We start from the raw sequence: 22,322 nt of genomic DNA, 5'->3' as shown, positions 1-22,322 counted from the left end.
ACATCGGCCATCGCACCGCGCGTCCGGCGGTGGAAGCGGCGCTGCGAACGGAAAAATGAGCCTGCTTGCCAGCGAGGCCGGCCCCCCATAGCATGAACGGTTGCGGGCTCGCGGAGCCTCCGCGCTTCGAGAGGACGGGCGGATCATGCTTAGGATCAAACACGCACAGACAGGCGCGCTGGACGACCTCTCGCTGACCGGCGCCGAGGCGCGCCCTCCGGCCCGATCGGAGCGGGAGCGGCTCGCCGGCCCGCGCGACGCCGCCCCGCCCGGCGAGGGCCGCCTCAAGCCCGCCCCGGCGCGGCGCTGCGTCACGGCGCGCGCCGTCCGCTCCGACATGCTGCTCGTGCTGCTCGCCGCGCTCGCCGCCGGCGGCGCCCTCGGGTGCGGCCACGCGTGCAACCACGGCTTCTCGCCGTGCCCGGCGGTGTCCCCCGCGACCACGGTGTCGAGCTCGGCGGCCGCGAAGGGCACCTGCCCGACCGAGTATCGCCCCCTGTGCCCGGGCCTCGAACCGCGCTGCGTGACCGACCGGAACGGCTGCCAGGTCTGCGATTGCGCCGAGACCGGCGCCGCCCCGCTCCACCCCCGCGACGTGCAGCCGCCCGAAGCGCGGTAATCCAGGCGCTCGAGGCGTCAGCCGACGAGCCGCCGCAGCCGCTCGAGCAGCTCCGGGAAGCCGATCCCCTTGGCGAGCACCGCGTCGGGCGCCGGCGCCCCGCCGAGGTCGTCGGCGCCGATCCCGCTGAGCAGCACCGCCTTCGCGGCCGGCAGGCGCGCCCGCAGCGCCGGCAGGAGGTCGGTGCCGAGGCCGTCGCCGAGGTTCTGATCGAGCAGCGCGAGATCGTACGCCGCGCCCTCCGCCGCGAGCATCCGGCCGGCCTCGGCGAACGAGCCGGCCAGGTCGACCTGGAAGCCCTCGTCCTCGAGCAGCGTCGCGAGCACCATCCGCGACGACGCGTCGTCGTCCACGAGCAGCACCGTCAAGCGCATGCGGCCCCCTCAGCCCTCAGCACGTCCCTGGATCGCTCCTGGCGCGCGCGATCGTGTGCATCAGCTCGCGCACGCCGAACGGCTTGTGCAGGCAGGCGTACCCGCCCCGGCTCGTGAACGCGTGGATCAGCTCCGGCGCCGCGTGGCCGGTCATCGCGATCACCGTGATCGGCCTGCTCATCCGCCGGAGCTGCTCGTACGTCTTCATCCCGTCCAGGGACGGCATGGCCAGGTCGAGCACGCACACGTCGACCGCCTCGTCGCGCGCGCGCTGGATCGCCGTCTGCCCGTCGTACACGGCCTCGGCGCGCAGCCCCGCCGCGTTGAGCCCCGCCACGATCGACTCCGCCACGGCGGGCAGGTCGTCCACCACGAGCACGCCGCGCGACCCGAGCGCCCGCGCGACGATCCTCATGAGGTGATCCATCGAGAACGGCTTGTAGATGACCGCGTACACCCCCTCGCCGATGCCCTCCTCGATGAGCTGCTCGATCGCGAACGCGGTCATCAGCACCACCGTGAGATCCGGCTGGACCCGCCGGAGCTCGCGGAACGTCTCGACCCCGTTGAGCCCGGGCATCTTCACGTCGGTCAGCACGAGCGCGAAGCGCTGCTGCCGCACGAGCTCGAGGGCGTGCGCGCCGTCGCGCGCCTCGACGACCTCGTACCCTTCGAGCTCGAGGTTCGCGGCGACGGTGGCGCGCATCCCCTCTTCGTCGTCCACCACGAGCACCCGCCTGGTCGCTTCCATCGACGGCTGTCCCTTCCCCGCTCACGCGGGCTGCGCCGAGTGTACCTCCGGCGCCGCCGCGAGCGGCAGCCGGATGATGAACGTCGTCCCCGCGCCGGGCGCGCTCTCCACCCCGATCGCGCCGCCGTGCATCCGGACGATGCCGGCGGTGATGGCGAGGCCGAGGCCCGTCCCCTTCAGCTTCGTGCTGAAGAGCGGCTCGAAGATCTTCGCGAGGTGCTCTCGCTCGATCCCCGCCCCGTTGTCCTCCACCGTCAGGACCAGCGCGCCGTCGCACACCCGCGCAGACGCGACCACGCGGCCCTCGCGCCCGGCCGGGATCGCCTCGGCCGCGTTCTGGATCAGGTTGACGAGCACCTGACGGAACTGGTCCTTGTCGAGGCTCGGCACGGGCAGCGCGGCCGGCACCTGGTTCACGAGGCGCACGTGCGCGGGCGCCTCGACGACCGACATCGCGTCGTCGACGAGGGGCGCGAGCGGGCACGCGGAGCGGCAGAGCCTGCGCTCCCGCGCGAAGTCCAGGAGATCGCCGATGATCCGGGTGCACGAGAGCAGCTCCTTCTCCATGAGGACGAGGAACTGGGCGACGCGCGGGTCGGCGCCGAGCTCGGTGCCGGCGAGGCGCTTCTTGAGGTAGTACGCCGCGTTCCGGATGGCGCCGAGCGGGTTGCGGAGCTCGTGGCCGACGCTCGCCGCGAGCTGCCCGATGGCGGCGAGCCGCTCGACGCGCAGCCGCGACTCCTGGGCCTCGCGCAGGCGCTCGGCCATGTGGCGGAGCGCGGCGCCGATGCGCCCGAACTCGTGCTTCCCGAGGTCGGGCACGCGGTAGTCGAGGTCGCCGCCGGCGATGCGCCGCGAGCACTCGGCGAGCGCGCCGAACCCCCGCGCCATCGCGCGCAGGAGCCCGCCGAGGAGCGCGACGAGGAGCACGAGCGCCGCCGTCATCAGGGCGACGCCGGCGATCCGGATCCGCGCGCTCTCGCGGCCCGCCGCCGCGGCGTTCCGCGCGACGTCGCGCCGCGCGTCGCGGATGGCCGCGTCGATGTGAGGCACGAAGCCGCGCTCGTACTCGGCCTCGGGGCGCTCCACGAACCGCCGGTTGGCGGCGAGCCGCTCCCCGCCGCTCGCCATGCGGGACACCTCGCCCACGTCCCCGGTGATCCTCGCGAGGCTCGCGCGCATCTTGCGCAGGCGCTCGTCGTTCTCACGCGCCTCGCCCGGCTCCTCGCGGAGGTGCGGGTGCTCGACCCACGCCCGCTCGATCGCCTCCACCGCGGCGAGGTCCCGCGCGACGACCTCGGTCAGGTAGCGGAGCTCCTCGGTGTCGCCGCCGCCGAGGGAGATCTCCGCCGCCTCCCGCATGTAGCGGCCGGCGTGGTTGGCGAGCGTGATGTGGCGGGTGAGCTGCTCGTACGACAGCTCGGAGCGCCGCTGGAGCAGCGAGAGCCGGTCGGACGTCACGTAGAGCGCGCCCGAGGCGAGCAGGACGACCGCCGCGGCCACGGCGAAGATCAGCGCGAGGGTAGCGCGGATGCTCATCGCGGCGCCTCCGGCGCGGCCGCCGTCACGGCGGCGGCTCCGCGGGGCCGGCCGCGGGCGGCGGCCCGGGCGTGGCCGCGAGGGGCAGCTCGACGCACGCCCGCGTGCCGCGGGGCGCGGCGTCGGCGATGGTGAGCGTGCCGTAGTAGCGGCGCGCCACGCGCCCGGCGATGTTGAGCCCGAGGCCGAGGCGGCCGGGCTTGGTGGTGTAGAACGGGCGCGCGATCGCCTCGCGCTCCGCCGCGGGCACGCCGGCCCCGGCGTCGATGACCTCGATGCGGTAGCGCGCGCCGACCGCGCGCCCGCGCAGCGTGACCACCCCGCCGCCGGGCATCGACTCCGCCGCGTTCTCCACGAGGCACCGCACCGCCACGGACAGCTCGGCCGGATCGAGCTCGACAACGCCGTCCACCGCGTCGAGATCCACGCGGACCCCCGGCTCGGCGATGCGCGCGCACGCCGCGGCCAGGCGGACGCACTCGAGGGCGCTCGCGCTCACCGGCTTGCGCCGGAGGTGCGGCCTCGCGTCGGTGACGCCGTCGACGAGCGCGCTCGCCGCGATCGCCTCCTCGTCGATGACGTGGAGGAACTGCTCGACCCGCGGATCGCCCTGGAAGGCCTGCTCCCGGGCGATCTTGCGCTTGAGGAAGAACGCCGCGTTGCGGATCGTCCCGAGGCAATTGCGCAGATCGTGGCGCATCGCCGCGACGATCTCCTCGGCCGTCGCGATCTGCTCCGCCGCGCCGAGCGGATCCCGGCTCATCATCGCGGGGCGCCACCTCCGCCGGCCCTCTCGGCGCCGTGCGCGCCGCGGCGGGCCGTCACTTGAGGGTTCGGGCCGGGAGCCCGGCGTCCACGAGCCGCGCCCCGCCGAGGGAGATCGACGTGCGGGAGGACGGGGGCGGGTACGAGCTCACCCTGGCGCGCTGCGAGGACTCCGGCGCGTCGCGGGTCTCCGGCGACCTGAGCGACGGCGCGCTCCGCAGCGAGGGGGGCGCGATGGTCTCGCGCGGCGTGGACGACGAGCCCGCGAGCGCGTCGACCGACCGCCTCGTGCTGGCGAGGCGCGCGAGCTCCAGGACGATCCGGGTGGTCCGGGCGGGATCGAACGGCTTGAGGATGACGTAGTGACGGCCGCCCTCGCTGGAGCGGATGAACTCCTCGGCGCCGGTGATCAGCAGGCAGCTCGTGTAGAGCGGCAGGGCGGCGACGCGCTTGAGGAGCTCTTCGCCGTTCATCCCCGGCATCTTGTAATCGGAGCAGACCACGTGGAACTGGCCTGTGTGCAGCAGCTCGAGCGCCCGGTGGGCGGACGCGCAGGTCGTGACGTCGACGTCATCGGCGAGGATCGCCGCGATGCTGTCCAGCATCCTCTGCTCGTCGTCGACGACGAGCACGCGCAGCCGCTCCTGGGCATTCAGGCTCACGATACTCCTCTTGTGTGCTCGTACGGGGATGGAACGCCTGCCTGGCGAGCGATCACGGGAGCCCTCGCGTCATGTCCCGCATGCCGCTCGGATCGCTCGCCAGAGCGAGGTCTCACGGCGCAACCGCGCCGCGGCCTCGCGCCCTCGTGCCGATGCATTCCGTCTCGGAGCAGCGGCGTGGGCAGATTAGGAATCTACACCACCGACCCTACTCGGTAAAGGAATTCCTGAGCTCGTGCGCGATCGTCATCGCGCAGGTGCCTCGTCGCGAAAGGAGCGCCCGTTGCTCCAGGCTGATCCTGGCCGCTCGGGGCTGCTCCTGGCCGCTCTTGCTCACTGCGTTGTTCACCGTTTTGAAACACTCGATTCACGCGAACGATAAGCGCGTCTGCAGCCAGCGCTCATGGATTGCACCTCTGCAAGGAACGCGTGATTTCAACTCTGCTCCACGAGAGAGGCCTGCATTGCAGATCCGCAAGGAGCGCCTCGATGTCGCTCGTCGGTCCTCGGTCGCCTCCTGTCGTTCTCGGCCGCCGTCGAGCGCGGCTCCTCCGGGAAGGTGGGCCCGAAGGTCGATGTGCTCGCCCGGCTCGAGCGCGATGGGAACACCGTGCGCGGGCGTCACTTCTACGCTCACCTCGGCGTCGATCTCCCGCTCGCCGGGTCGGTCACCGACACCGGCGACATCGCGCTCAGCGCCCGGGGCGAGGGGCGCTCCGGAGCGCGCCAGCCTGCCGCCGTCCCGGGCAGCGCTCCTGGCTGACGGCGGAGTGACCGCCGCGATCCGGTCTGGTAGGGTGTCGGCCGTCCATGCCTCCGGCCATCGACAAGCGCGCGCTGCTCGCGGCCCTCAAGGACCAGCTCGCCCGCGAGCTCGAGCGCTCGACCGAGCGGGCGCGCGACGCCGCGAGCGCGGCGACCCACGAGGAGAACCGCGCCGAGGGCGACAAGGACATGCGCGCCACCGAGGCGTCGTACGTGGCGCGGGGCCACAGCGAGCGCGTGCATCAGCTCGAGCAGGCGCTCGCGAAGCTCGGCGCCTGCGCGGTGCGCGACTTCGGCCCCGGCGCCCGCATCGAGAGCTCGGCGCTCGTCGAGCTGGAGAGCGGGAAGCGGCGCGCGCTCTATTTCCTGCTGCCGGCCGGCGGCGGCGAGCGCATGCAGTTCGAGGGGGTCGAGGTGCAGACCCTCGCGACGACGAGCCCGCTCGGCGCGTCCCTGCTGGGCCTGTCGGAGGGCGACGAGGCCGAGGTCTCCACGCCGCAAGGGACGCGCATCTACCTGATCGCCAGCGTGCGGTGAGGCCACGCCGCGCGGGCCCGCGTCGGCGGGCAGCCGGCTGGCTGCCGGGCCCGCCTCCAAAAAAAGCGGACCTCCGTAGGGAGCCCCTGCCCGGCGGCGTCCCAGGGACGAACGACCCGCTCGGCACGATGCGGGCGACCCAGGAGAAGAGTCCATGATGCAGTCTCGTTGGTGGAGGCTTGGTGGGATCTTGCCGCTCGTCGGCGCGCTCGTCGGTGCGGCCGGTTGCACGGCGGAGACGGGCCAGAGCGACACGTCGCCGAGCGAGGAGGCCGCCGCGGCGGCGCTCGCCCAGGGGCCTTCGAGGGGCGGCCGCCCCGGCGAGGCCGCGGGTCATCGGAAGGGCTTCGGCGGGCACCGCGGCGGCCCGGAGCGCCTCCTGGGCGCCGCGCTCCACGAGCTCGACCTGTCGGACGCGCAGAAGGCGACGATCGAGGGCGCCCTCGAGGGCCTGCGCGAGGGCGCGCCGGCGCGCCCGAGGGACGGGGCCGGCTTCGCGGCGCTCGCCGAGGGCGTGCGCGCGGGCAAGATCGATCGGGCGGCGATCGCGGCGAAGCTGCCCGACGCCGGCCGCGCCGACGAGGAGCGCCGCGCGCGCGTCGCCGGGGCGCTGAGCACGCTGCACGCCACGCTCACCAAGGAGCAGCGCCGGCAGCTCGTCGACGCGATCGCCGCGAAGATGGACGAGCATGGCGCGATGGCCGCGCGCGGCGAGCGGGGCGGCCGGCACCACCGCGGCCCGGACGGCGAGCGCGGCGGGATGGGCGGGCCGGGCATGAAGGGCGGCCCGGGCATGAAGGGCGGCCCGGGCATGAAGGGCGGCCCGCTGGGCCACCTCCTCCGCGGGCTCGACCTGCGCGACGATCAGCGCGCGCAGATCGACCGGGCCCTCGAGGGCATGCGGCCGAGCGACGCCGACAGGAGCGCGCGGCCCGCGGATCACGAGGCGAGGCGCGCCGAGATGCGCGCGCGGCTCGAGGCGTTCGCCGCCGATCGCTTCGACGCGAGCGCGCTCCTTTCGGCCGCCGACGCGAAGGTGGGCCCGCGGGCGCACCTCGACCGCATGGTCGACGCGCTGGCCGCGATCGTCCCGGTCCTCGACGAGGCGCAGCGCAACGCGCTCGCCGACCGCCTCGAGCAGGGGCCGGCCGCGGGCAGGCCCGAGCGCGGCCCGTTCCGCGGCGAGCGCGGTCCGTTCCGCGGCGAGCGCGGTCCGTTCCGCGGCGAGCGCGGCGAGGAACGCGGCGAGCGCGGCCCGTTCCGCGGCGAGCGCGGCGGGGAACGCGACCTCGAGCGCCGCTGAGCGCTGGTCCCGATGGCGCGCGCGGAGCGATGGGCGCAGAATCGCGGGGGCACGTGATCGTCGACCTGAGGCTCGTCGCAGCGCGCGTCGCCGGGGGCGACGACGCGGCCTTCCGGCAGATCGTCGAGCACACGCGCGCGCCGATGTACCGCCTCGCCGCGCGCCTCGTCGGCGACCTCGCCGAGGCCGAGGACGCCTTGCAGGAGGCGTTCGTCGACGCCTACCGCGCCCTGCGCGAAGGGCGCTACGACGGGAGATCGAAGGTGGAGACCTGGCTGTACCGCATCGTGACGAACGCCTGCCTCGACGCCCTCCGGCGCCGCCGCGACACCCCGCGCGAGGCGCGCGAGGCGACCGAGCCGCGCTTCGACGGCCTCGTGTCCGCCGAGGCGCGCGTCGCGCTCCGCGAGCTCGACGCCCTGCTCGCCGCGCTGCCGCCGCAGGAGCGCGCCGCGCTCGTCCTCGTCGCCGTCGAGGGGCTGCCCGCGAAGGAGGCGGCGGCCGCGCTCGGTTGCTCCGAGGGCGCCGTCGAGCAACGTTTGGTGCGCGCCCGCGCGGCGCTCCGCGCGCGACGGACCGAGGAGGAGGCGCCGCATGCCTGACCGCGACGACGACCGGACCGAGCTCGATCGGGAGCTCGCGCGCCTCGCGGCCGCGACCGCTCGCCTCGACGCCGACGACCGCTTCACCGAGGCCGTGCTGCGCGCCGCCGCGGCGGCCGACGACCCGCTGGCCCGCATCGCGGCCGCGACCGCCGATCTCGCGCCGGACGCCGCCTTCACCGAGGCCGTCGTCCGCGCCGCGACGGCCGCGCCCCGGCCCGCGCGGCCCGCGATGGCCGACGGCATCGTCCGCTCCGGTCGCGCCGCCATCGTCGTCACCGCCCTCGCGGCGGCCGCGAGCGTCCTCTTCTTCCTGCAGACGCAGCGCGACGTCGACAGCGCGATCATGGCCTCCGTGGAGGCCATCGAGGCGTTCGAATGACCCCGTCCTCCTCCGCTCCCGCGCCCCCGCCCTCCGCGCCCCCGCCCCCCGCGCCTCCGCCCGCCGCCCCTGCGCGCTGGAAGCCCCTGGCCGTGCTCGCCGCCGTCTTCCTCTTCGGCGGCGTCGCCGGCGCGGCGCTCGGCCGCGGCATGGCCCTGCGCGACCTCGAGGCCACGTTCCGGGGTCCTCCGGCCGAGGCGCGCGCGCAGTTCCGCCTCCGGGCGATGCGCCGCCACCTCGACCTCACGGACCGCCAGGTGCGCGAGCTCCGCGCCACCCTGGCCGACGCGGAGACCGAGCGGGACCGGCTCCTCTCCGAGTGCCGCCCCGGGCTCGACGCCCTCCGCGACCGCACCGACGCGCGCGTGAAGAGCGTGCTCACGCCCGACCAGCTCACGCGCTACGAGGAGTTCGAGGCGGAGCGGCGGCGGCGTCCCGGCCCGCCGCCGCACGGGCCGGGGCACCGCGGCCGCGGCCCGGGCGGCCGCGGCGATTGAGGGCCGCCGATCAGAGGAGGTCCTCCTCCTGCAGGGCGCAGTTGACCCCGAACGCCGCGTCGGCGCCCTCGGCGGCGGCCATGATGGCGAGCAGCACGTCCTTCGACGCGTCCCCCGCGACGAAGACGCCTTCGCAGGTCGTCTCCTCGTGCTTGGCCGCCGTCTCCACGCCGCGCTCCTCGGTGACCTTGCAGCGGAGCTTCCTGGCCAGCTCCGACCCCTGCTCCTGCTTCGTCTTCAGGAAGAGGGAGCGCCGCTCCACGGCGCTGCCGTCCTCGAGCACGACGCGCTCGAGCGCCCCGTCCCTGCCCTCGAGCCGGGCGATCCGCTCCTCGCGCACGCCGATCCCGTGCCGCGCGAGCCGCGCCGCGTCGGACCTGGACAGCGACGCTGCACCATCCGTGAACAGGATCACATCATCGCTCCACGTCTTCATGTTCAGGGCCAGCGCGACCCCCGTGCAGCCCTGTCCATAGACGCCTATCGGCTGTCCGCGCGCTTCCCAGCCATCGCAGTAGGGGCAATGGTGCACGCTCGTTCCGTACATGGCGGGGAGGCCCGGGAGATCCGGCAGCCGGTCGACGAGCCCCGTGGCGAGCAGCAGCTTGCGGGAGCGCAGGCGCTCGCCGCCCTCCAGCGTCACCTCGAACCGCTTCCCGTCGCGGCGCACGTCGGCGACGGCCACGTCCCGGATCTCGACGCCGTAGGGCTCGAGCTGCTCGCGCCCCAGCCGCCTGAGCTCGGGCGGCGCGATGCCGTCGCGCGACAGGAAGCCGTGCATCGCGACCGCCGCGTCGTTGCGGTACCGCCCCGAGTCGCACACGAGGACGCGCCTCCGGCACCGACCCAGGATGAGCGCCGCGCTGAGGCCGGCCGGACCTCCGCCGACGATGATCACGTCGTATTCCTGGGTCTCTTCGGTGCTCGTCGACATGGCTCGGCGGCCGCCGAGCAACGAGCGCGCCGAGGCCCCGTCGCGCTCGCTCTCCCGCGAGCCGCACGGGGGGAGCTGGGCTCAAGGCGCCCGGCAGGCGTCCTCGCGACCGATCCCTGCGCCTCGTTCGCGGGGCGCGCCCCTCGCCGCTACGCTCACCGCATGCGCCTGCGCCCGAGCCTGTCCGCCGCGTTGCTCTCCGCCCTGACCCTGACGAGCGCTTGTAGCCGATCGGATCGCTCGAGCGCGGCGCCGGCGGAGCCCGCCCCCGCGCCGGTGCAGGCAGCGGCGCTCAACCTGCAATCCCAGGGACCTTCGCCCGGGGCGCCTCCGCTCGCCCAGCGTGCGATGAGGATCACCGTCGAGACCACGATCCTGGTCGACGCCCTCGATCCGGCGATGCAACGGCTCCGGGCCTCGGTCGAGGAGCACGGCGGTTACGTGAGCGAGGCCAGGATGCACGGCGGCCCGCACCAGAGCGCGTCTCTCGAGGCGCGTGTCCCCTCGGCGCGGGTAGGCGCATTCCGCGCCGTACTGGCCTCGCTCGGCGAGGTGGTCGCCGACGCCGAGAAGGCCGAGGACGTGACCGAGCAGCGCGCGGACATCGGCGCCCGGCTGCGCAACGCTCGCGCTCAGGAGAAGCGGCTGCTCGATCTCCTGTCGGACAGGACCGGGAGCCTCGCGGACGTGATCGCCGTCGAGAAGCAGCTCGGGGCCGTGCGCGAGGCGATCGAGCAGATCGAGGCGCAGGAGCGGCTGCTGGAGGGGCAGATCGCCTATGCGAGCGTGAAGATCTCGGTGACGACGCGCCGCGAGGAGCAGACCCTCGGCGCCGGCGCCAGGATCGCCCGCGCGGCCAGGGAGGGAGTCGAGAACGCGGACGCTTTCGTCGTGAACACCGTGGTCCTCCTGGCGGCGGCCGGGCCTACCTTGCTGCTGCTTTCGGCGCTCGGCGTGGCGCTGTTCTACGCCATTCTCGCCCTCGTCCGGCGTCAGCAGCGGCGCTCCGCGGCGAGCTTCCGTCCGCCCTTCCAGGCGGGTCCCATACATCCTTATCATCATCCTCCGACCGGCGCGCCGCCGGCCGAGGGCCAGCAGCCTCACCCGACCGGCGCGCCGCCGGCGCAGGCTCCGCACGGCGGCGGCGAGTCCGGCCCGGGGTGAAGCCCAGGCGAGGCTCCGTGCCCATCGAAGATCGCCTGCTCGCCCGGGCGCACGCGCCTCCCCGATAACGCCGCTCGAAGACCTCGGCGACGCGCTCGGAAGCGTGGTGTCTCCTGCCGTCGGGTGGCGGCGGACCTGCCCCCCCGGAGAGGCCGCATGAAGGCCGCAAACCACGAATACACTTCAGCTTTTCCCTTCCCGCCCTCGTGTCGTAATCTTGCTATCACGTGCCGCTGCCCGCCCGGGCCATGCGCGCGCACGCCGTCGCACAGCGCATGTCAGCGGCACACAAGCCGCTCGCCCTCGTTCTGTCATGCCTTCATTCATTGTGAGGTTTCGATCATCAATCGCCCTTCGTTCGATTCGATACGAAGCGCGATGAGCGGCGGCGCTTGGCGCGACACACAGCCTTGCGCTCGCCCTCCACGCTCCGGACAGAGCAGACTCGCGATCATCGATTCAATAATTTTACATAGGTGCTCTCTTGAGCACTGGACACCGATGGCCATTCACCGGTAGAAAGAATTCGACCTTCGACGAGACCGCGAAGGGACGAACCCGGGGGGGGACGACTATGTACCGGATCAGCACCGCTGATTTCGCAGCGCTGGCGCTCGTGTTTCTCGTGTCCTGCGTCACGGACCAGGGAGAGGAGGAGGGGCCTGTAGGAATTGCCCCTAATGCGCTTGAGTACCTCAATGCGATGAACCCCAACGCGCTCAACCCCAATGCGCTCAATCCCAACGCGCTCAACCCGAACGCGTTGAGCCTGAGCGCCCTCAGCCCCGGCGCCCTCAGCCCAGCGGCCCTGAGCGCGATCCAGGATCCGGGCGCAGCGGGCGACCTGTCGCGCCAGCTCCTCAGCTATGTGGTCGGCTGTGCGCTCACCCCCGCGCAGTCGTTCCGCTTCTCGTGGACCGACGGCGCGGGCACGGTCCGTCATGAGGTGTACTGGGGGCTCATCGGCCTCGTGCCGAGCTGGATCGACAAGCCGCTCGGCCAGACCGACCAGCAGTGGATCTCGGCGTGCCTCGCGTCGCGGACGAACTGGTACGGCGTCTCCGTGACGATCTCCTCGAGGGCCAGCCACCCGGCCATCGACAAGACGGACTCCCCCGAGCTCGCGAGCTACACGCGAATGGAAGGCGCGTTCTGGGGCAATCTCTTCGCCCCCGCTCCGTACCTGAATGCTTGCTACAACGCGGCCAACCGTGATCACTCGCGGTCGCTGGCCCGAGAGTGCGCTGCCGGTCACCTCGACGCCAGCGGAGCCGCGCAGCCATGCGGGATGGTGAGCATCCGCGGGACGTGCGACAGCTACTGCCAGCAGCTCAATCTTCGCGGGATGTACTACCCGAGCTGCGTCAACAACCTCACCGGCAGCCCGGACTCGACCACGCGGGTGATCACCGTCTTCCTGCCTTAGCGCGCCTCACGGCCCCCGTCGACAGAGCGGCTCGCGCCCTCGATCACCGCCTACTTCCCCTGGCCCCCGGACCCCGGCGGCACCAGCGCCAGCACCCGGGCCGGCGCCCCGCTGCCGTGCGCGAGCGGGAGCGGCGCGACCACCACGACCGCCCCGGCCTCGGGGAGCTGCTCCAGGTTGGCGAGGTTCTCGATGTGGTAGCCGCCCGCGCCGAGGAAGGCCTTGTGCTGCTCGAACGTCTGGCTCGGCCCCGGATCGGTCGACAGCGTGTCGATACCCACGCACCGCACGCCGCGCTCGTGCAGATAGCGGCTCGCCTCCACGGAGACCCCGGGAAAGTGCATCACGCCCTTCGCGTCCTGGTTCAGGTACTTCACCGGATCGGACCAGCGCGCCCCCCACCCGGTCCGGATCAGCACGATGTGCTTCGCGCCGAGCGCCCCGTGCCGCGCCTCCCAGCCCCGGAGATCGTCCACGGTGACCTGATGGTCGGGGCTCGCCGCGACCTTCGCCGTCACGTCCACGACCGCCGCCGGCCCGACGAGCTGCTCCGGCGCGATCTGCTCGACGGTCGGCGCCCCGGTCTTGAAGTGCGCCGGCGCGTCCACGTGCGTGCCCGCGTGCTCGTCCATCGAGAACCGGCTGGAGTAATACGCATCCTTCTCGACGGTGCTGAGCGTCTCCGACGCATAGGGCTTGTTGCCGGGGAACAGCGGCATCTGCGGCGTGATCGGGTGCGTCAGGTCGACCACCCGCGCCGTGGCGACGTCGAGCGCCGCGGGCGCCGCCTGCGCCGCGGACGACGGCGCCGCCCCGCCCGCGTGCGCCGCGGGCGGCGGCGCCGCGGCGGGCGGCGACCCCGCGGCCGACGCGCACGCCGACAGGGCGAGCGCCGCGGGGCCCAGCGCGTACGCCGCCGCCCCCCTGGCACCCGCTTGAAGGAAGCCGACCACGCCCGTTCCGTGCGCCTTGTGCATGGCGCGCATGTCACCACGAGCCAGCCCCCGCCACAAGGCGCGCGGGCGGGCCCTCGCCCGGCTCAGACCTCGTGCAGCTTCACCCGGCGTCGCAGGTGATTGAGCAGATCGATGCGGGTGACGAGCCCGACGAACTCGTCGCCGTCGGTCACGATGGGCACGAGCCCCGCGTCGAACATCGGGAGGAGATCCCGGATCGGCGTGCGCACGTCGACCGTCCGGAGCCGCGTCGTCATCGCCGTCTCCACCGGCTGCCGGAAGCGCGACACGTCGTCGACGGCCGCGAGGAGGAGGTCCGACTCGTCCACCAGGCCGACGATCTTGCCGTCCTCCAGGACCGGGAGCTGCGACACGTCGTAGAGCTTCATCCGCGCATAGGCGACCAGGAGCGCGTCCGTCCGCTGCACCGTGACCACGGCCCTGTCGGCGTGGCGGCGCGTGATCACGTCGCGCAGGTCGCCTGTGGGCTCACGGTCCGTGAAGCCCTGATCGGCCATCCAGAAATCGTTGTACATCTTCGACAGGTACTTGTTGCCGCTGTCGCACACGAGCGTGCAGACGCGCTTGGGCGACGACTGTTCGCGGCAGTAGCGCAGCGCGGCCGCGAGGAGCGTCCCCGACGACGAGCCGGCGAGGATGCCCGTTTTGGAGAGGAGCAGCCGGGCCGTCTCCAGGCTCTCTCGGTCGGAGATGGTGTACGCGTGCTTGACCCGGGAGAGGTCGAGGATCGGGGGGAGGAAGTCCTCGCCGATGCCCTCGACGAGCCAGGAGCCCGCCTTGCCGAGGTTGCCGGTCTTGACGTAGCCCGCGAGCACCGAGCCCTCCGGGTCGGCGAGCACCATCTCGCAGCGCGGCTGCGCCGCCGCGAAGTAGCGCGAGAGCCCGGTCATGGTGCCGCCGGAGCCGACGCCGCACACCATCGCGTCGATGCGGCGATCGAGCTGCGCGTCGATCTCCGGGCCGGTCCCGGTCTCGTGCGCGAGCGCGTTGGCGGGGTTCTCGAACTGGTTCACGTAGAACGCGCCCTCCTCGCGCGCGATGCGGGCCGCGAGGTCCTGGTAATAGCTCGGGTGGCCCTTCTCGACGTCGGAGCGCGTCATCACCACCTGCGCGCCGAGCGCCTTCAGGTGAAAGACCTTCTCCTGGCTCATCTTGTCGGGGATGACGAGCGTCAGCCGGTAGCCCTTCCGCGCCGCGACGAGCGCGAGGCCGAGGCCCGTGTTGCCCGCCGTCGCCTCGACCAGGTGCCGCCGATCGCCGCCGAGCTGCCCGGCGCGCTCGGCCGCCTCGATCATCGACAGGCCGATGCGATCCTTGATGCTGCCGCCGGGGTTCTGGCTCTCCATCTTGAGAAAGAGCTCGCACGGGCCGGTGTCGAGCTGAGTGACCTGGATCATCGGGGTGCGGCCGATGAGAGAGACGATGTTCTCGGCGGGCGGAGGGATCGGCATCGGCGTCATGACCGCTCAACGGTCACACGGCGCGCACCGTCTGTCGAGGTGCTCGGCGCGCAGGTGGCGATGACGCGCGCGTCAACGCGGACAGCCTGGGAAAACGGACAAAGGTCCGCTATGATGGATTGTCCCTGACGGCGCGCGCGTCAGGCGGCGGGCCGCACGGCCTTCTTGAACGCGGCGGGGCCGAGCGCGTTCAGCACCTCGCCCCGGCGGAGGCCGCCTCGCCGCGCGGTCCCCACGCCGAAGCGCAGGTTGTGGAGCGCGTTCGTCGAGTGGGCGTCCGTCGAGATCACGAAGCGGATACCGCGCTTGCGCGCCTCCTTGATCCACCGAGGCTCCATGTCGAGGCGATACGGATCTCCGTTCACCTCGACGGCGGCCCTCGACTCGGCCACGGCGTCGAGCACCTCCTCGACGTGGCACGCGAACGGCTCGCGCCGCTGGATGAGCCGGCCGAGCGCGTGCCCCCAGATCTTGAAGACCGGCTGCTTCATGGCGCTCACCAGCCTGCGCGTCATCTGGTCGGCGTCCATCTTCATGCGCGAGTGGATGCTCGCGATGATCACGTCGAACTGCTCGAGGATCGCGTCCGGATAATCGAGCTTGCCCGACTCCAGGATATCGGACTCGGTGCCCCGGAGGAGCTTCACGCGCACGCGCTCCTGCACGCGGGCGATCTCGTCCCATTGCTGCTTGAGCCGGTCGAGGCCGACGCCGCCCGCGTAGTGGGCGGCGGGCGAGTGATCGGTGATGGTGAGGTATTTCATCCCCATCGCCTCGGCCTCCAGGGCCATCTCCTCGACCGTGTTCTTGCCGTCCGAATACACCGTGTGGCAGTGCACCATCCCCTGGATATCGCCCTCCTCGATGAGCGCGTCGTCGCGGCCGTCGCGGGCGGCGGCAGCGACGATGTCCTCGGCGCCCTCGCGGAGCTCGGGCGCGATGTACGGGAGGCCGAGGTGCCGGTAGAGATCTTCCTCCGTCTTGGCGGAGAGGCGTTTGTTGCCCCGGAGGAGGCCTCGCTCGTCGAGGGTGAGCCCGAGCTCGCGCGCGAGCGCGCCGAGCGCCGAGAGGTACGCGGGCGCGCCGGTCCTGTGGTGGAGCGCGGCGGCGTAGTACCGGGGCGGCACGCAGAGGAGCTCGCCCCGGAGGCCGCCCGAGAACCTCACCGTGCACCGCGCGTCGTCGCGCGCCTCGACCTCGGCGACGCGCGGGAACCGGGCGAACCAGTCGACAACCTGCGCGGCGTCGTCGGTCGCGGCCACGACGTCGACGTCGGCCACCGTCTCTTCCCAGCGCCGGATCGCCCCCGCGAGGTCGGCTTGCGCGGTGGCCTCGCACCCGCGCACGTGGGCGAGGAGCGGCTCGGCGAGCTCGAGCGCGTCCACGAGGAGGACGCGCTCGTCGCGCGTCTCGTAGCGGTAGATCCCCTCGAGCAGGCTCGCCTCGGTCTTCGCGCCGAAGCCCTTCACGGCGCGGACCTTCCCGGTGAGACAGGCCCTCTTGAGCTCCTCGACGCTGCCGACGCCGAGCGCGTCGTGGAGCGCCTTGATCCGCTTGAGGCTCATCCCCGGCACCTGGGAGAGCTCGAGGACGCCGGGGGGCAGCTCGGCGCGGAGCTTCTCGAGCTGCTCGGAGCGCCCGGTCTTGTAGAGCTCGGCGATCTGGCTTGCGAGCGCCGCGCCGATGCCCCTGAGCTCGGTCAGGCGCTTGTGCTGGATGAGCTCGCCGAGGTCGTCCGTGAGCTCCTCCAGGGCCTCGGCGCCGGTCTCGTAGGCGCGCGCGCGGTAGGGGTTCTCTCCCTTGATCTGGAGGAGCATGGCCATCTCGCGGAGGGCCCGGGCGATGTCGAGCTTGTCGAGCATGGATGGCGGCAATTATAGCATTTGCAGGCCACGGGCCATGCCGCGCGGGCCGCGACGGCGAGGCAGTTTGCCACAGCGACACGCCAGGTGACGCGGGTACGTCGTCGACGCGGGCGCCTGCGGCTTCAGCGCAGCCGAGCATGGCGGCGGCCGCGGCCGTGAGCCCCGCCCGTCGCCCAGCTCCTGGTCATCGCTGGACTCCCGGAGCCGGCTCTTTGATCTGCACCGTGACACGAGCTACCGAGCACTCGGGCGGGCAATCCGGACCGTTGGGTCGCTCGACCTCATAGAACGGCGCCACGCGGGTATCCAAGAGGACCGCCTGGTCACGCACCACGCGGACAGCGACCACCTTCGGTCGCACGCCGTAGACCGTAACGCCCGCCAGGGAGCCGTTCCCCTGACGGATGCTGCACTCGTCGATGATCTCCTGGTTGCCGGAGCTGGGCAGGGATGCAGCGCAACGCCGCGTCACGCCGTCGACATCGATCATGAAATAATAGCGACCGGTCGCGACGAGCTCGGGCTCGAACTGGATTTCGAGGTAGTCGCCGCAAGCGGCCTCCGTGCACGCCTTGGTGCCTCCGGTCCGGCACGAAGCCAGCCCGATGAAGAGGATGGCGGCCGTGGCGCGATCGAGTCTGCGCGGCATGGATGTCAATGACATGCGTGTCCTCCTGATGTTCCGAGCACGGTCCGCAGCAGCGCGACCTCCCCGAACGCTCATCACCACCCCCGGTGAAGCCCCAGCCACTTCTCGCTACGTCCTCCGCCACCTCCGGTGAAGCCCCAGCCACTTCCCGCTACGTCCTCTACCACCCCCGGTGAAGGCTCAGGCGCTTCTCGCTACGTCCTCTACCACCCCCGGTGAAGGCTCAGGCGCTTCTCGCTACGTCCTCCGCCACCTCCGGTGAAGCCCCAGCCACTTCCCGCTACGTCCTCCGCCACCTCCGGTGAAGCCCCAGCCACTTCCCGCTACGTCCTCCACCACCTCCGGTGAAGCCCCAGGCACTTCCCGCTACGTCCTCCACCACCTCCGGTGAAGCCCCAGGCACTTCCCGCTACGTCCTCCACGACACCCGGCCGAGCCCGGCGCACCTGAGGAACCAGCGCCGCTCGGTTCCCGCCCCTACTTGCACCCCAGCCGGCACACCATCGCCGCCGTGTAGGCGCACCCGTGGTCGCCCCAGATCGAGGAGCTCGGCCCCGTGCACCGGAACGCGCACCCGCGCCCGTCCGCGGTCGCCTCGGCCGTCAGCCGGTAGCCCTCCGCGTTGCAGCTCCCCGTCGACGACAGGCAGCTCGACAGCTGCGGCTCGCACTGGTCCACGACGTACCCGGCCGGGCACGTCCAGTCGACGCTCGCCCGCCCGTAGTCCGGCGACCGCCCGGTCTCGGTCGCGATCGGCTCGTGCTTCGAGAAGGTCGGCATCCCCGTCGTGACCTGGAGCGGCACCACGACCGCGCGCTCGCGCGGCACCACCGGGGAGGCCGCGTCCTTGGGCTGCACGACGAACGTGTCGCGCCGCGTCTGCCGCTCGCAGCCGGCCGTCGCGCCCTCCGGCGCCCACGAGAACGTGAGCTCCGCGCTCCCGTGCGCGGGGACCTCGACCGTGCGCTCGCCGTGCGTCACCCGGATGTCGACCTGCGCGCGGTTCGTGAGGAGCGCCTGCGCCGTCCCGGCGGCGCCGTACGGCACCACGCCGAGATCGACCGGCTGCGGCGTGATCTCCGGCTCGGCGAGCGAGAAACGGCACACGTCCGCCACCGGGTAGATCGCGTACGCCAGCGGCACCGCCTTCTTCACCTCGAGGCGCAGCGCGCCGAACGCCTGCCCGCCGCCCTTCGCGCCCGCCACCGGCGCGCCCTCGACGCCCTCGATGGCCAGCTCCCCCACCGAGGTCATCGTGACGCGGCGGTCCCCCGCCTCGATCCGGGCCTTGAACAGGCCGATCGCCGTGCCGTGCGCCTCGCCGGCGGTCACGTCCGTCTCGTAGGCGACCATCGCGCCGCGCTTCACCGCCCCGATGAAGTGTGTCGCGCGGCCGCAAGCGCAGCCGCCGCCCGACGCCGGCACGACGCTCTCGGTCGGCTCGAAGAACTGCGGGTCCTCGTCCGCGACCAGCGCCATCGCGACCAGCCGCAGCCGGCGCTTGTCGAGCGTCCCGCCGGCGCTGAAGTACGCCGGCAGATCGACGTCGGCCCCCACGAGGACCGAGTCGACGGCGATGCCCACGTAGCGGAAGTCGATCGCGCGCTCGCCCTCGCCAGGCGCCGGCCCGCCCTGCGCCGCCGCGGAGGCCGTGGCGCCCGGCGCCGCCGTCGCGCCCGGCGCCGACGTCGCGCCCGGCGCCGACGTCGCGCCCGCGACCGCCAGCGCAGGCGTCGCCGCCGCCTTCGGCTGGGCGCAGGCGACGCCGACCGGCGAGAACGCCCCCGCCGCGCTCCGCGACAGCCCGCGGCCCGGCACCATCGCGCTCGAGGTGTCGAGCAGGTAGTCGTGCCGCACGTCGCTGAACGCCCGCGCGGCCTCGAGCAGCGCCCCCGCCTGCGAGCAGCCGCCGCCCTTGCAGGCCGGCAGGACCGCCGCGCCAGGCCGGCGCGACGGCGGCGCCGGCACCTCCGGCGGCCCGGGGCAGCCGAGCGCCGAGGCCAGCACCCCCAGGAGGAGCGCGCCCGCGCGCGCCGGCGCGGCGCGCCCCGGGCGAGCCCGACCCGCGCCGCTCACGGCCATGCGATCGTCATCCACCGGACGCGCCCCGAGCCGCTCACCGCGTCGTCCGCAAAGAACAGCGACGCGCCGGACCGCCCCGCGAGCGCCGGCGACACGTCCCGCGACGCGCTGCCCGTCAGCCACGCCAGCGGCTTCAGGGGCGGCGCCGCCGCCTCGCCGGGCGCCAGCGTGAAGGCGCTCAGCGCCACCGAGTCCCCCGGCGCCGACGCGAGCACGCCGCGGCAGGCCTTGTCGCACGCGAGCGCGATCGACGACACCGAGGCGCCGTCCGGACCGTCGATCGTCACCGGCGGGCCCTGCATCGCGCCGCCGTTGTCGAGCCACACCAGCCGCGCGCGCCCGCCCGCCCCGCCGGCCGCGCCCCCGCCGCCGGCCGCCGCGCCGTCGCCTGCAGGCTCGTCGACCCAGCCGACGAGGACCCCGCCCTCGTGCGGCGCGAGCACCGGGCTGCGCGAATGCTCGGGCGACGCGTGGAGCCGCGCCTCGTCGCCGATCCGCTGCAGCGTCTTCGCGTCGAGCCGCGCGAAGAACACGTCGCCGGTCGCCTCGCCGCCCGCCGCGCCGGCCGCGGCCGCGTCGCCCGCCGGCCGCGCGTCCGACCAGACGAGCCACGCCTCCTGGCCGCGCACCGCGATCTGCACCTCGGCCGCGTCGAGCGGCGCGTTCGTGATGCGCCGGTCCGGCGCCGTCCGGTTCAGCGCGCGGTCCACCCGCGCCGCGTACACCTCGGCGTTGCCGTCGCGCGTGTCGACCCACGCGACGATGAAGCCGCCCGCGCCGTCATAGGCGATCGCCACGTCGGACGCCTCGCTCGCGGCGCCGCCCTGCTTCTTCCGCGGGGCCGTGGTGAGCTTCTTCTGCGCGAGCTTCGCGCCGGTCGCGTCGACCTTGGTGACGTAGACCTGCGTCTCGCCCCGCTCGCGCGCGACCCACGCGATCACGCTCTCGGCCTGCGCCGCGCCGCCCTTGCCCTTCGGATCGGCCGGCGCCGGCGGCGCCGTCGCGATGGCGACGCCGCCGAGCGACGACGCCTTCTGCGAGAGGACGTTCAGCTTGCCGAGGCCGCCGGGCGACGCGGCGCGCACCGCCAGCGTCGCCGACAGGTCCTGCCCGCGGGGCGCGCCGTCCGACGCCCCCTCCACGAAGTACGTGACCCACGCCGCGAGCGCCGCGCCGCCCTCGAGCTCGGCGGCCGCCACCTTGGCGAGCGGGTCGCCCTCGGCGAGCGCGCGCACCGCGGTCGCGCGCGGCGGCGGATCCCGGTCCTCCCGGAACGCGGGCGCGCGCCACGCGCTCTCCCGCACCGGCAGCGACACGAGCGCGAGCGGCGCCCGCGCGCCCGCCGCGCCCGCCGCGCCCGCCGCCCTGGCGGCGCCGCCCTGCTGCGCGCCGCCCTGCTGCGCGCCGGCCCCGGCCGCCGCGCTCGCCAGCGTCACGCACGCGCCCTTGTGGCAGCTCAGCCCGCGCACGAGGTACGGCACGCCGCCCGTCGCCGCGAACGGCGCGGCGCGCACCGGCTCCGCCGCCCGCACCGAGAGATCCGGGCCGAAGCGCACGAAGGTCGGCCAGATCGGCGGCGCGGCCGCCGCGTCGCGGGCGGCCTTGAGCGTCGCCGGCGCGAGCGTCACCGCGGCGAAGCCGTCGCCGTCGGCCGTGAGGTCCGGCGGCCCGCTCGCGCTGAAGACGAGCGCCGCCCGCTCCGCACCCAGCGCGCCGTCCGGTCCGACCGACGCCAGGTGGATGAGGCGCCCCGCCCCGCCGACCTCCGCGCCGCCATCGCCGCCGCGGGGGCGCAAGACGTCCTCCCACGCGAGCAGCGCCCGCCCGCCCGCCCCGGCGGGCGGCGCGACGAGCGACACGAGCGCCTGCTCGCCGGACGGCGGCGTCGCCTGCCGCGGCGCGACGACCACCTTGCCGCCCGGCTCGGCCGCCGCGAGGTACACGGCGCTGTCGATGTCCCGCTCGTCGGTCCAGGTGAGCAGGTAGCGCCCGCCGACCTCGGCGATCTCGAGATCGATCTGCGCGGTCGGCTCGGGGCTGACGGCCACCGGCGCCGAGACCTTCCCGGCCGCGTCGATCTCCAGGAGCGAGACGGAGCCGAGCTTCGCGGCCTCGCCGGCGTCCTCCGCGTCCGCCTTGCGCGCGGCCTTGCCCTGGGCCCTGGGCGGCGGCGCGGCCGGCGGGAGCACGAGGGCGACCGCCGCGCCGCGCTTGGTGGCGACCGCGTTCCACCCGAGCACCTCGCGCGCGACCGACGCGGGCGCCGTCGGCTTGATCGCGGCGCCCTTGTCCTGCGCGAGGACGGTCATGACCACGTCGACGCGGTCCTCGCGCGGCATCTCCCACAGCACGAGCGCCCCCTTCGCGTTCGGGAGCACGTCGAGCCACGTGATCTCCTCGGCCGTCTGCGCGACCGCGCTCGCCGGGGCGACCGGCTTGCCGGCCGGGTCGAGCGCGAGCGCGCGCACCGCGCGGCTCCCCCCGATCTGCTCGATCCACGCGGCGATGTAGCCCTGCGGCCCGGCGCGGAGCGCGGCGACGGGCACGTCGGCGGCGGCCGGCCCGGCGTCGACGACGTCCCCCCGCGGCGCGCCGTCGGCGCCGATGACGCGGGTCCTCCACCTGCCGCCCGCCGCGTAGAGCAGGAGCGCCTCGTCGCCGCGCCGGGCGAAGTAGGGCGTCGCGTCCTCGTCCTCGAGCTCCGCGACCACCTGGGCCGGCAGGAGCGGCGGCCCCTCCGGCGCCTTCGGCTGCGCGGGCGGCGTCTTCACGACGCGCGCCGGCCGCGCGGCGGGGGCCTGCGCGGCGCCGGAGCACCCGAGCAGCAGCGCGAGCGCGGCGCCGAGCAGCGCCGGCGCGCGGCGACGGAGCGCGGCGCCGCGCGGGCGGCCTGCGTCGCGCTGCGGGCCGCGTCGAACCGAGGGGAGAGCACTGCGGACGAGCATGGCGGCGACCATGCCAGAAGCGAA

Annotated in this window: 21 protein-coding genes; 9 read left to right on the top strand and 12 right to left on the bottom strand. The window is 74.0% G+C overall.

Annotated elements, in window-relative coordinates; translation table 11 throughout:
• Positions 1 to 145 precede the first annotated feature (145 nt).
• Positions 146 to 619, top strand: coding sequence for a hypothetical protein (locus WMF26_RS48880; RefSeq protein ID WP_437998300.1), 474 nt, complete (start codon positions 146 to 148; stop codon positions 617 to 619).
• 17 nt (positions 620 to 636) lie between these two features.
• Here WMF26_RS48880 and WMF26_RS48875 read toward each other — a convergent pair whose 3' ends face one another.
• The 5 genes from WMF26_RS48875 to WMF26_RS48855 are packed head-to-tail and all read right to left on the bottom strand — an operon-like array spanning position 637 to position 4,710.
• Complete coding sequence (locus WMF26_RS48875; protein ID WP_437998299.1) at positions 637 to 993, bottom strand: response regulator; 357 nt, start codon at positions 991 to 993, stop codon at positions 637 to 639.
• A 16-nt stretch (positions 994 to 1,009) separates the two neighbouring features.
• Positions 1,010 to 1,744, bottom strand: coding sequence for a response regulator (locus WMF26_RS48870; protein WP_437998298.1), 735 nt, complete (start codon positions 1,742 to 1,744; stop codon positions 1,010 to 1,012).
• Positions 1,745 to 1,765: 21 nt separating this feature from the next.
• The gene (locus WMF26_RS48865; RefSeq protein ID WP_437998297.1) at positions 1,766 to 3,283 is read right to left on the bottom strand and encodes a sensor histidine kinase; all 1,518 of its coding nucleotides are present in this window, start codon (positions 3,281 to 3,283) and stop codon (positions 1,766 to 1,768) included.
• Between the two features lie 25 nt (positions 3,284 to 3,308).
• On the bottom strand, positions 3,309 to 4,049 hold the full coding sequence (locus tag WMF26_RS48860; protein ID WP_437998296.1) for an ATP-binding protein: 741 nt from the start codon (positions 4,047 to 4,049) through the stop codon (positions 3,309 to 3,311).
• A gap of 55 nt (positions 4,050 to 4,104) precedes the next feature.
• Positions 4,105 to 4,710, bottom strand: a complete 606-nt coding sequence (locus WMF26_RS48855; RefSeq protein WP_437998295.1) for a response regulator — start codon at positions 4,708 to 4,710, stop codon at positions 4,105 to 4,107.
• A 559-nt stretch (positions 4,711 to 5,269) separates the two neighbouring features.
• Here WMF26_RS48855 and WMF26_RS48850 point away from each other — a divergent pair.
• The 6 genes from WMF26_RS48850 (at position 5,270) to WMF26_RS48825 (ending at position 8,796) form a co-directional block, all read left to right on the top strand.
• Positions 5,270 to 5,473: a hypothetical protein gene (locus WMF26_RS48850; RefSeq protein ID WP_437998294.1), complete on the top strand. Its 204-nt coding sequence runs from the start codon at positions 5,270 to 5,272 to the stop codon at positions 5,471 to 5,473.
• A gap of 47 nt (positions 5,474 to 5,520) precedes the next feature.
• A complete protein-coding gene (locus WMF26_RS48845) occupies positions 5,521 to 6,012 on the top strand; it encodes a GreA/GreB family elongation factor (protein ID WP_437316766.1) in 492 nt (163 codons plus the stop codon).
• A gap of 154 nt (positions 6,013 to 6,166) precedes the next feature.
• Positions 6,167 to 7,315 carry a Spy/CpxP family protein refolding chaperone gene (locus tag WMF26_RS48840; protein ID WP_437998293.1) on the top strand — a complete coding sequence of 383 codons (1,149 nt, stop codon included), beginning with the start codon at positions 6,167 to 6,169 and terminating at the stop codon, positions 7,313 to 7,315.
• A gap of 29 nt (positions 7,316 to 7,344) precedes the next feature.
• Positions 7,345 to 7,917 (top strand): RNA polymerase sigma factor, encoded by a 573-nt coding sequence (locus WMF26_RS48835; RefSeq protein WP_437334803.1) that lies wholly within the window; start codon positions 7,345 to 7,347, stop codon positions 7,915 to 7,917.
• Entirely contained in the window at positions 7,910 to 8,299 is a 390-nt protein-coding gene (locus tag WMF26_RS48830) for a hypothetical protein (RefSeq protein ID WP_437998292.1), read from the top strand. The genes WMF26_RS48835 and WMF26_RS48830 overlap by 8 nt, the downstream gene beginning before the upstream one ends.
• Positions 8,296 to 8,796 (top strand): hypothetical protein, encoded by a 501-nt coding sequence (locus tag WMF26_RS48825; RefSeq protein ID WP_437998291.1) that lies wholly within the window; start codon positions 8,296 to 8,298, stop codon positions 8,794 to 8,796. The genes WMF26_RS48830 and WMF26_RS48825 overlap by 4 nt, the downstream gene beginning before the upstream one ends.
• A gap of 10 nt (positions 8,797 to 8,806) precedes the next feature.
• Here the strand turns inward: WMF26_RS48825 and WMF26_RS48820 are convergent, their stop codons facing one another.
• Entirely contained in the window at positions 8,807 to 9,730 is a 924-nt protein-coding gene (locus WMF26_RS48820; protein WP_437998290.1) for an NAD(P)/FAD-dependent oxidoreductase, read from the bottom strand.
• Between the two features lie 162 nt (positions 9,731 to 9,892).
• On the opposite strand from WMF26_RS48820, the gene WMF26_RS48815 reads away from it, so the two are divergent.
• Together WMF26_RS48815 and WMF26_RS48810 are read left to right on the top strand one after the other, a co-directional pair.
• Complete coding sequence (locus WMF26_RS48815) at positions 9,893 to 10,894, top strand: DUF4349 domain-containing protein (RefSeq protein WP_437998289.1); 1,002 nt, start codon at positions 9,893 to 9,895, stop codon at positions 10,892 to 10,894.
• Between the two features lie 703 nt (positions 10,895 to 11,597).
• Positions 11,598 to 12,320, top strand: coding sequence for a hypothetical protein (locus WMF26_RS48810; RefSeq protein ID WP_437998288.1), 723 nt, complete (start codon positions 11,598 to 11,600; stop codon positions 12,318 to 12,320).
• A 50-nt stretch (positions 12,321 to 12,370) separates the two neighbouring features.
• Here WMF26_RS48810 and WMF26_RS48805 read toward each other — a convergent pair whose 3' ends face one another.
• From WMF26_RS48805 to WMF26_RS48780, 6 genes are all read right to left on the bottom strand, one after another.
• Positions 12,371 to 13,297 carry a cyclase family protein gene (locus WMF26_RS48805; protein ID WP_437998287.1) on the bottom strand — a complete coding sequence of 309 codons (927 nt, stop codon included), beginning with the start codon at positions 13,295 to 13,297 and terminating at the stop codon, positions 12,371 to 12,373.
• 62 nt (positions 13,298 to 13,359) lie between these two features.
• A complete protein-coding gene (locus WMF26_RS48800) occupies positions 13,360 to 14,757 on the bottom strand; it encodes a pyridoxal-phosphate dependent enzyme (RefSeq protein ID WP_437316758.1) in 1,398 nt (465 codons plus the stop codon).
• Positions 14,758 to 14,897: 140 nt separating this feature from the next.
• Positions 14,898 to 16,619: a helix-hairpin-helix domain-containing protein gene (locus WMF26_RS48795; RefSeq protein ID WP_437998286.1), complete on the bottom strand. Its 1,722-nt coding sequence runs from the start codon at positions 16,617 to 16,619 to the stop codon at positions 14,898 to 14,900.
• A gap of 187 nt (positions 16,620 to 16,806) precedes the next feature.
• Positions 16,807 to 17,286, bottom strand: a complete 480-nt coding sequence (locus WMF26_RS48790; protein ID WP_437998285.1) for a hypothetical protein — start codon at positions 17,284 to 17,286, stop codon at positions 16,807 to 16,809.
• Positions 17,287 to 17,748: 462 nt separating this feature from the next.
• Positions 17,749 to 19,347: a hypothetical protein gene (locus tag WMF26_RS48785; protein WP_437998284.1), complete on the bottom strand. Its 1,599-nt coding sequence runs from the start codon at positions 19,345 to 19,347 to the stop codon at positions 17,749 to 17,751.
• Complete coding sequence (locus tag WMF26_RS48780; protein WP_437998283.1) at positions 19,344 to 22,298, bottom strand: hypothetical protein; 2,955 nt, start codon at positions 22,296 to 22,298, stop codon at positions 19,344 to 19,346. The genes WMF26_RS48785 and WMF26_RS48780 overlap by 4 nt, the downstream gene beginning before the upstream one ends.
• Between the last annotated feature and the right edge of the window lie 24 nt (positions 22,299 to 22,322).

The organism is Sorangium sp. So ce185, from assembly GCF_051526825.1.
Classification (GTDB): domain Bacteria; phylum Myxococcota_A; class Polyangia; order Polyangiales; family Polyangiaceae; genus Sorangium; species Sorangium cellulosum_D.
This window is presented reverse-complemented; position numbering and strand designations above follow the sequence as displayed.

What these genes read in the sequence shown, in the direction of transcription:
- WMF26_RS48795 (WP_437998286.1), bottom strand. Translation starts at nt 16,619, where the DNA reads ATGCTCGACAAGCTCGACATCGCCCGGGCCCTCCGCGAGATGGCCATG.
- WMF26_RS48780 (WP_437998283.1), bottom strand. Translation starts at nt 22,298, where the DNA reads ATGCTCGTCCGCAGTGCTCTCCCCTCGGTTCGACGCGGCCCGCAGCGC.
- WMF26_RS48830 (WP_437998292.1), top strand. Translation starts at nt 7,910, where the DNA reads ATGCCTGACCGCGACGACGACCGGACCGAGCTCGATCGGGAGCTCGCG.
- WMF26_RS48870 (WP_437998298.1), bottom strand. Translation starts at nt 1,744, where the DNA reads ATGGAAGCGACCAGGCGGGTGCTCGTGGTGGACGACGAAGAGGGGATG.
- WMF26_RS48815 (WP_437998289.1), top strand. Translation starts at nt 9,893, where the DNA reads ATGCGCCTGCGCCCGAGCCTGTCCGCCGCGTTGCTCTCCGCCCTGACC.
- WMF26_RS48845 (WP_437316766.1), top strand. Translation starts at nt 5,521, where the DNA reads ATGCCTCCGGCCATCGACAAGCGCGCGCTGCTCGCGGCCCTCAAGGAC.
- WMF26_RS48875 (WP_437998299.1), bottom strand. Translation starts at nt 993, where the DNA reads ATGCGCTTGACGGTGCTGCTCGTGGACGACGACGCGTCGTCGCGGATG.
- WMF26_RS48840 (WP_437998293.1), top strand. Translation starts at nt 6,167, where the DNA reads ATGATGCAGTCTCGTTGGTGGAGGCTTGGTGGGATCTTGCCGCTCGTC.
- WMF26_RS48865 (WP_437998297.1), bottom strand. Translation starts at nt 3,283, where the DNA reads ATGAGCATCCGCGCTACCCTCGCGCTGATCTTCGCCGTGGCCGCGGCG.
- WMF26_RS48800 (WP_437316758.1), bottom strand. Translation starts at nt 14,757, where the DNA reads ATGACGCCGATGCCGATCCCTCCGCCCGCCGAGAACATCGTCTCTCTC.
- WMF26_RS48835 (WP_437334803.1), top strand. Translation starts at nt 7,345, where the DNA reads ATGGGCGCAGAATCGCGGGGGCACGTGATCGTCGACCTGAGGCTCGTC.
- WMF26_RS48810 (WP_437998288.1), top strand. Translation starts at nt 11,598, where the DNA reads ATGAACCCCAACGCGCTCAACCCCAATGCGCTCAATCCCAACGCGCTC.
- WMF26_RS48860 (WP_437998296.1), bottom strand. Translation starts at nt 4,049, where the DNA reads ATGATGAGCCGGGATCCGCTCGGCGCGGCGGAGCAGATCGCGACGGCC.
- WMF26_RS48825 (WP_437998291.1), top strand. Translation starts at nt 8,296, where the DNA reads ATGACCCCGTCCTCCTCCGCTCCCGCGCCCCCGCCCTCCGCGCCCCCG.
- WMF26_RS48790 (WP_437998285.1), bottom strand. Translation starts at nt 17,286, where the DNA reads ATGTCATTGACATCCATGCCGCGCAGACTCGATCGCGCCACGGCCGCC.
- WMF26_RS48880 (WP_437998300.1), top strand. Translation starts at nt 146, where the DNA reads ATGCTTAGGATCAAACACGCACAGACAGGCGCGCTGGACGACCTCTCG.
- WMF26_RS48820 (WP_437998290.1), bottom strand. Translation starts at nt 9,730, where the DNA reads ATGTCGACGAGCACCGAAGAGACCCAGGAATACGACGTGATCATCGTC.
- WMF26_RS48805 (WP_437998287.1), bottom strand. Translation starts at nt 13,297, where the DNA reads ATGCACAAGGCGCACGGAACGGGCGTGGTCGGCTTCCTTCAAGCGGGT.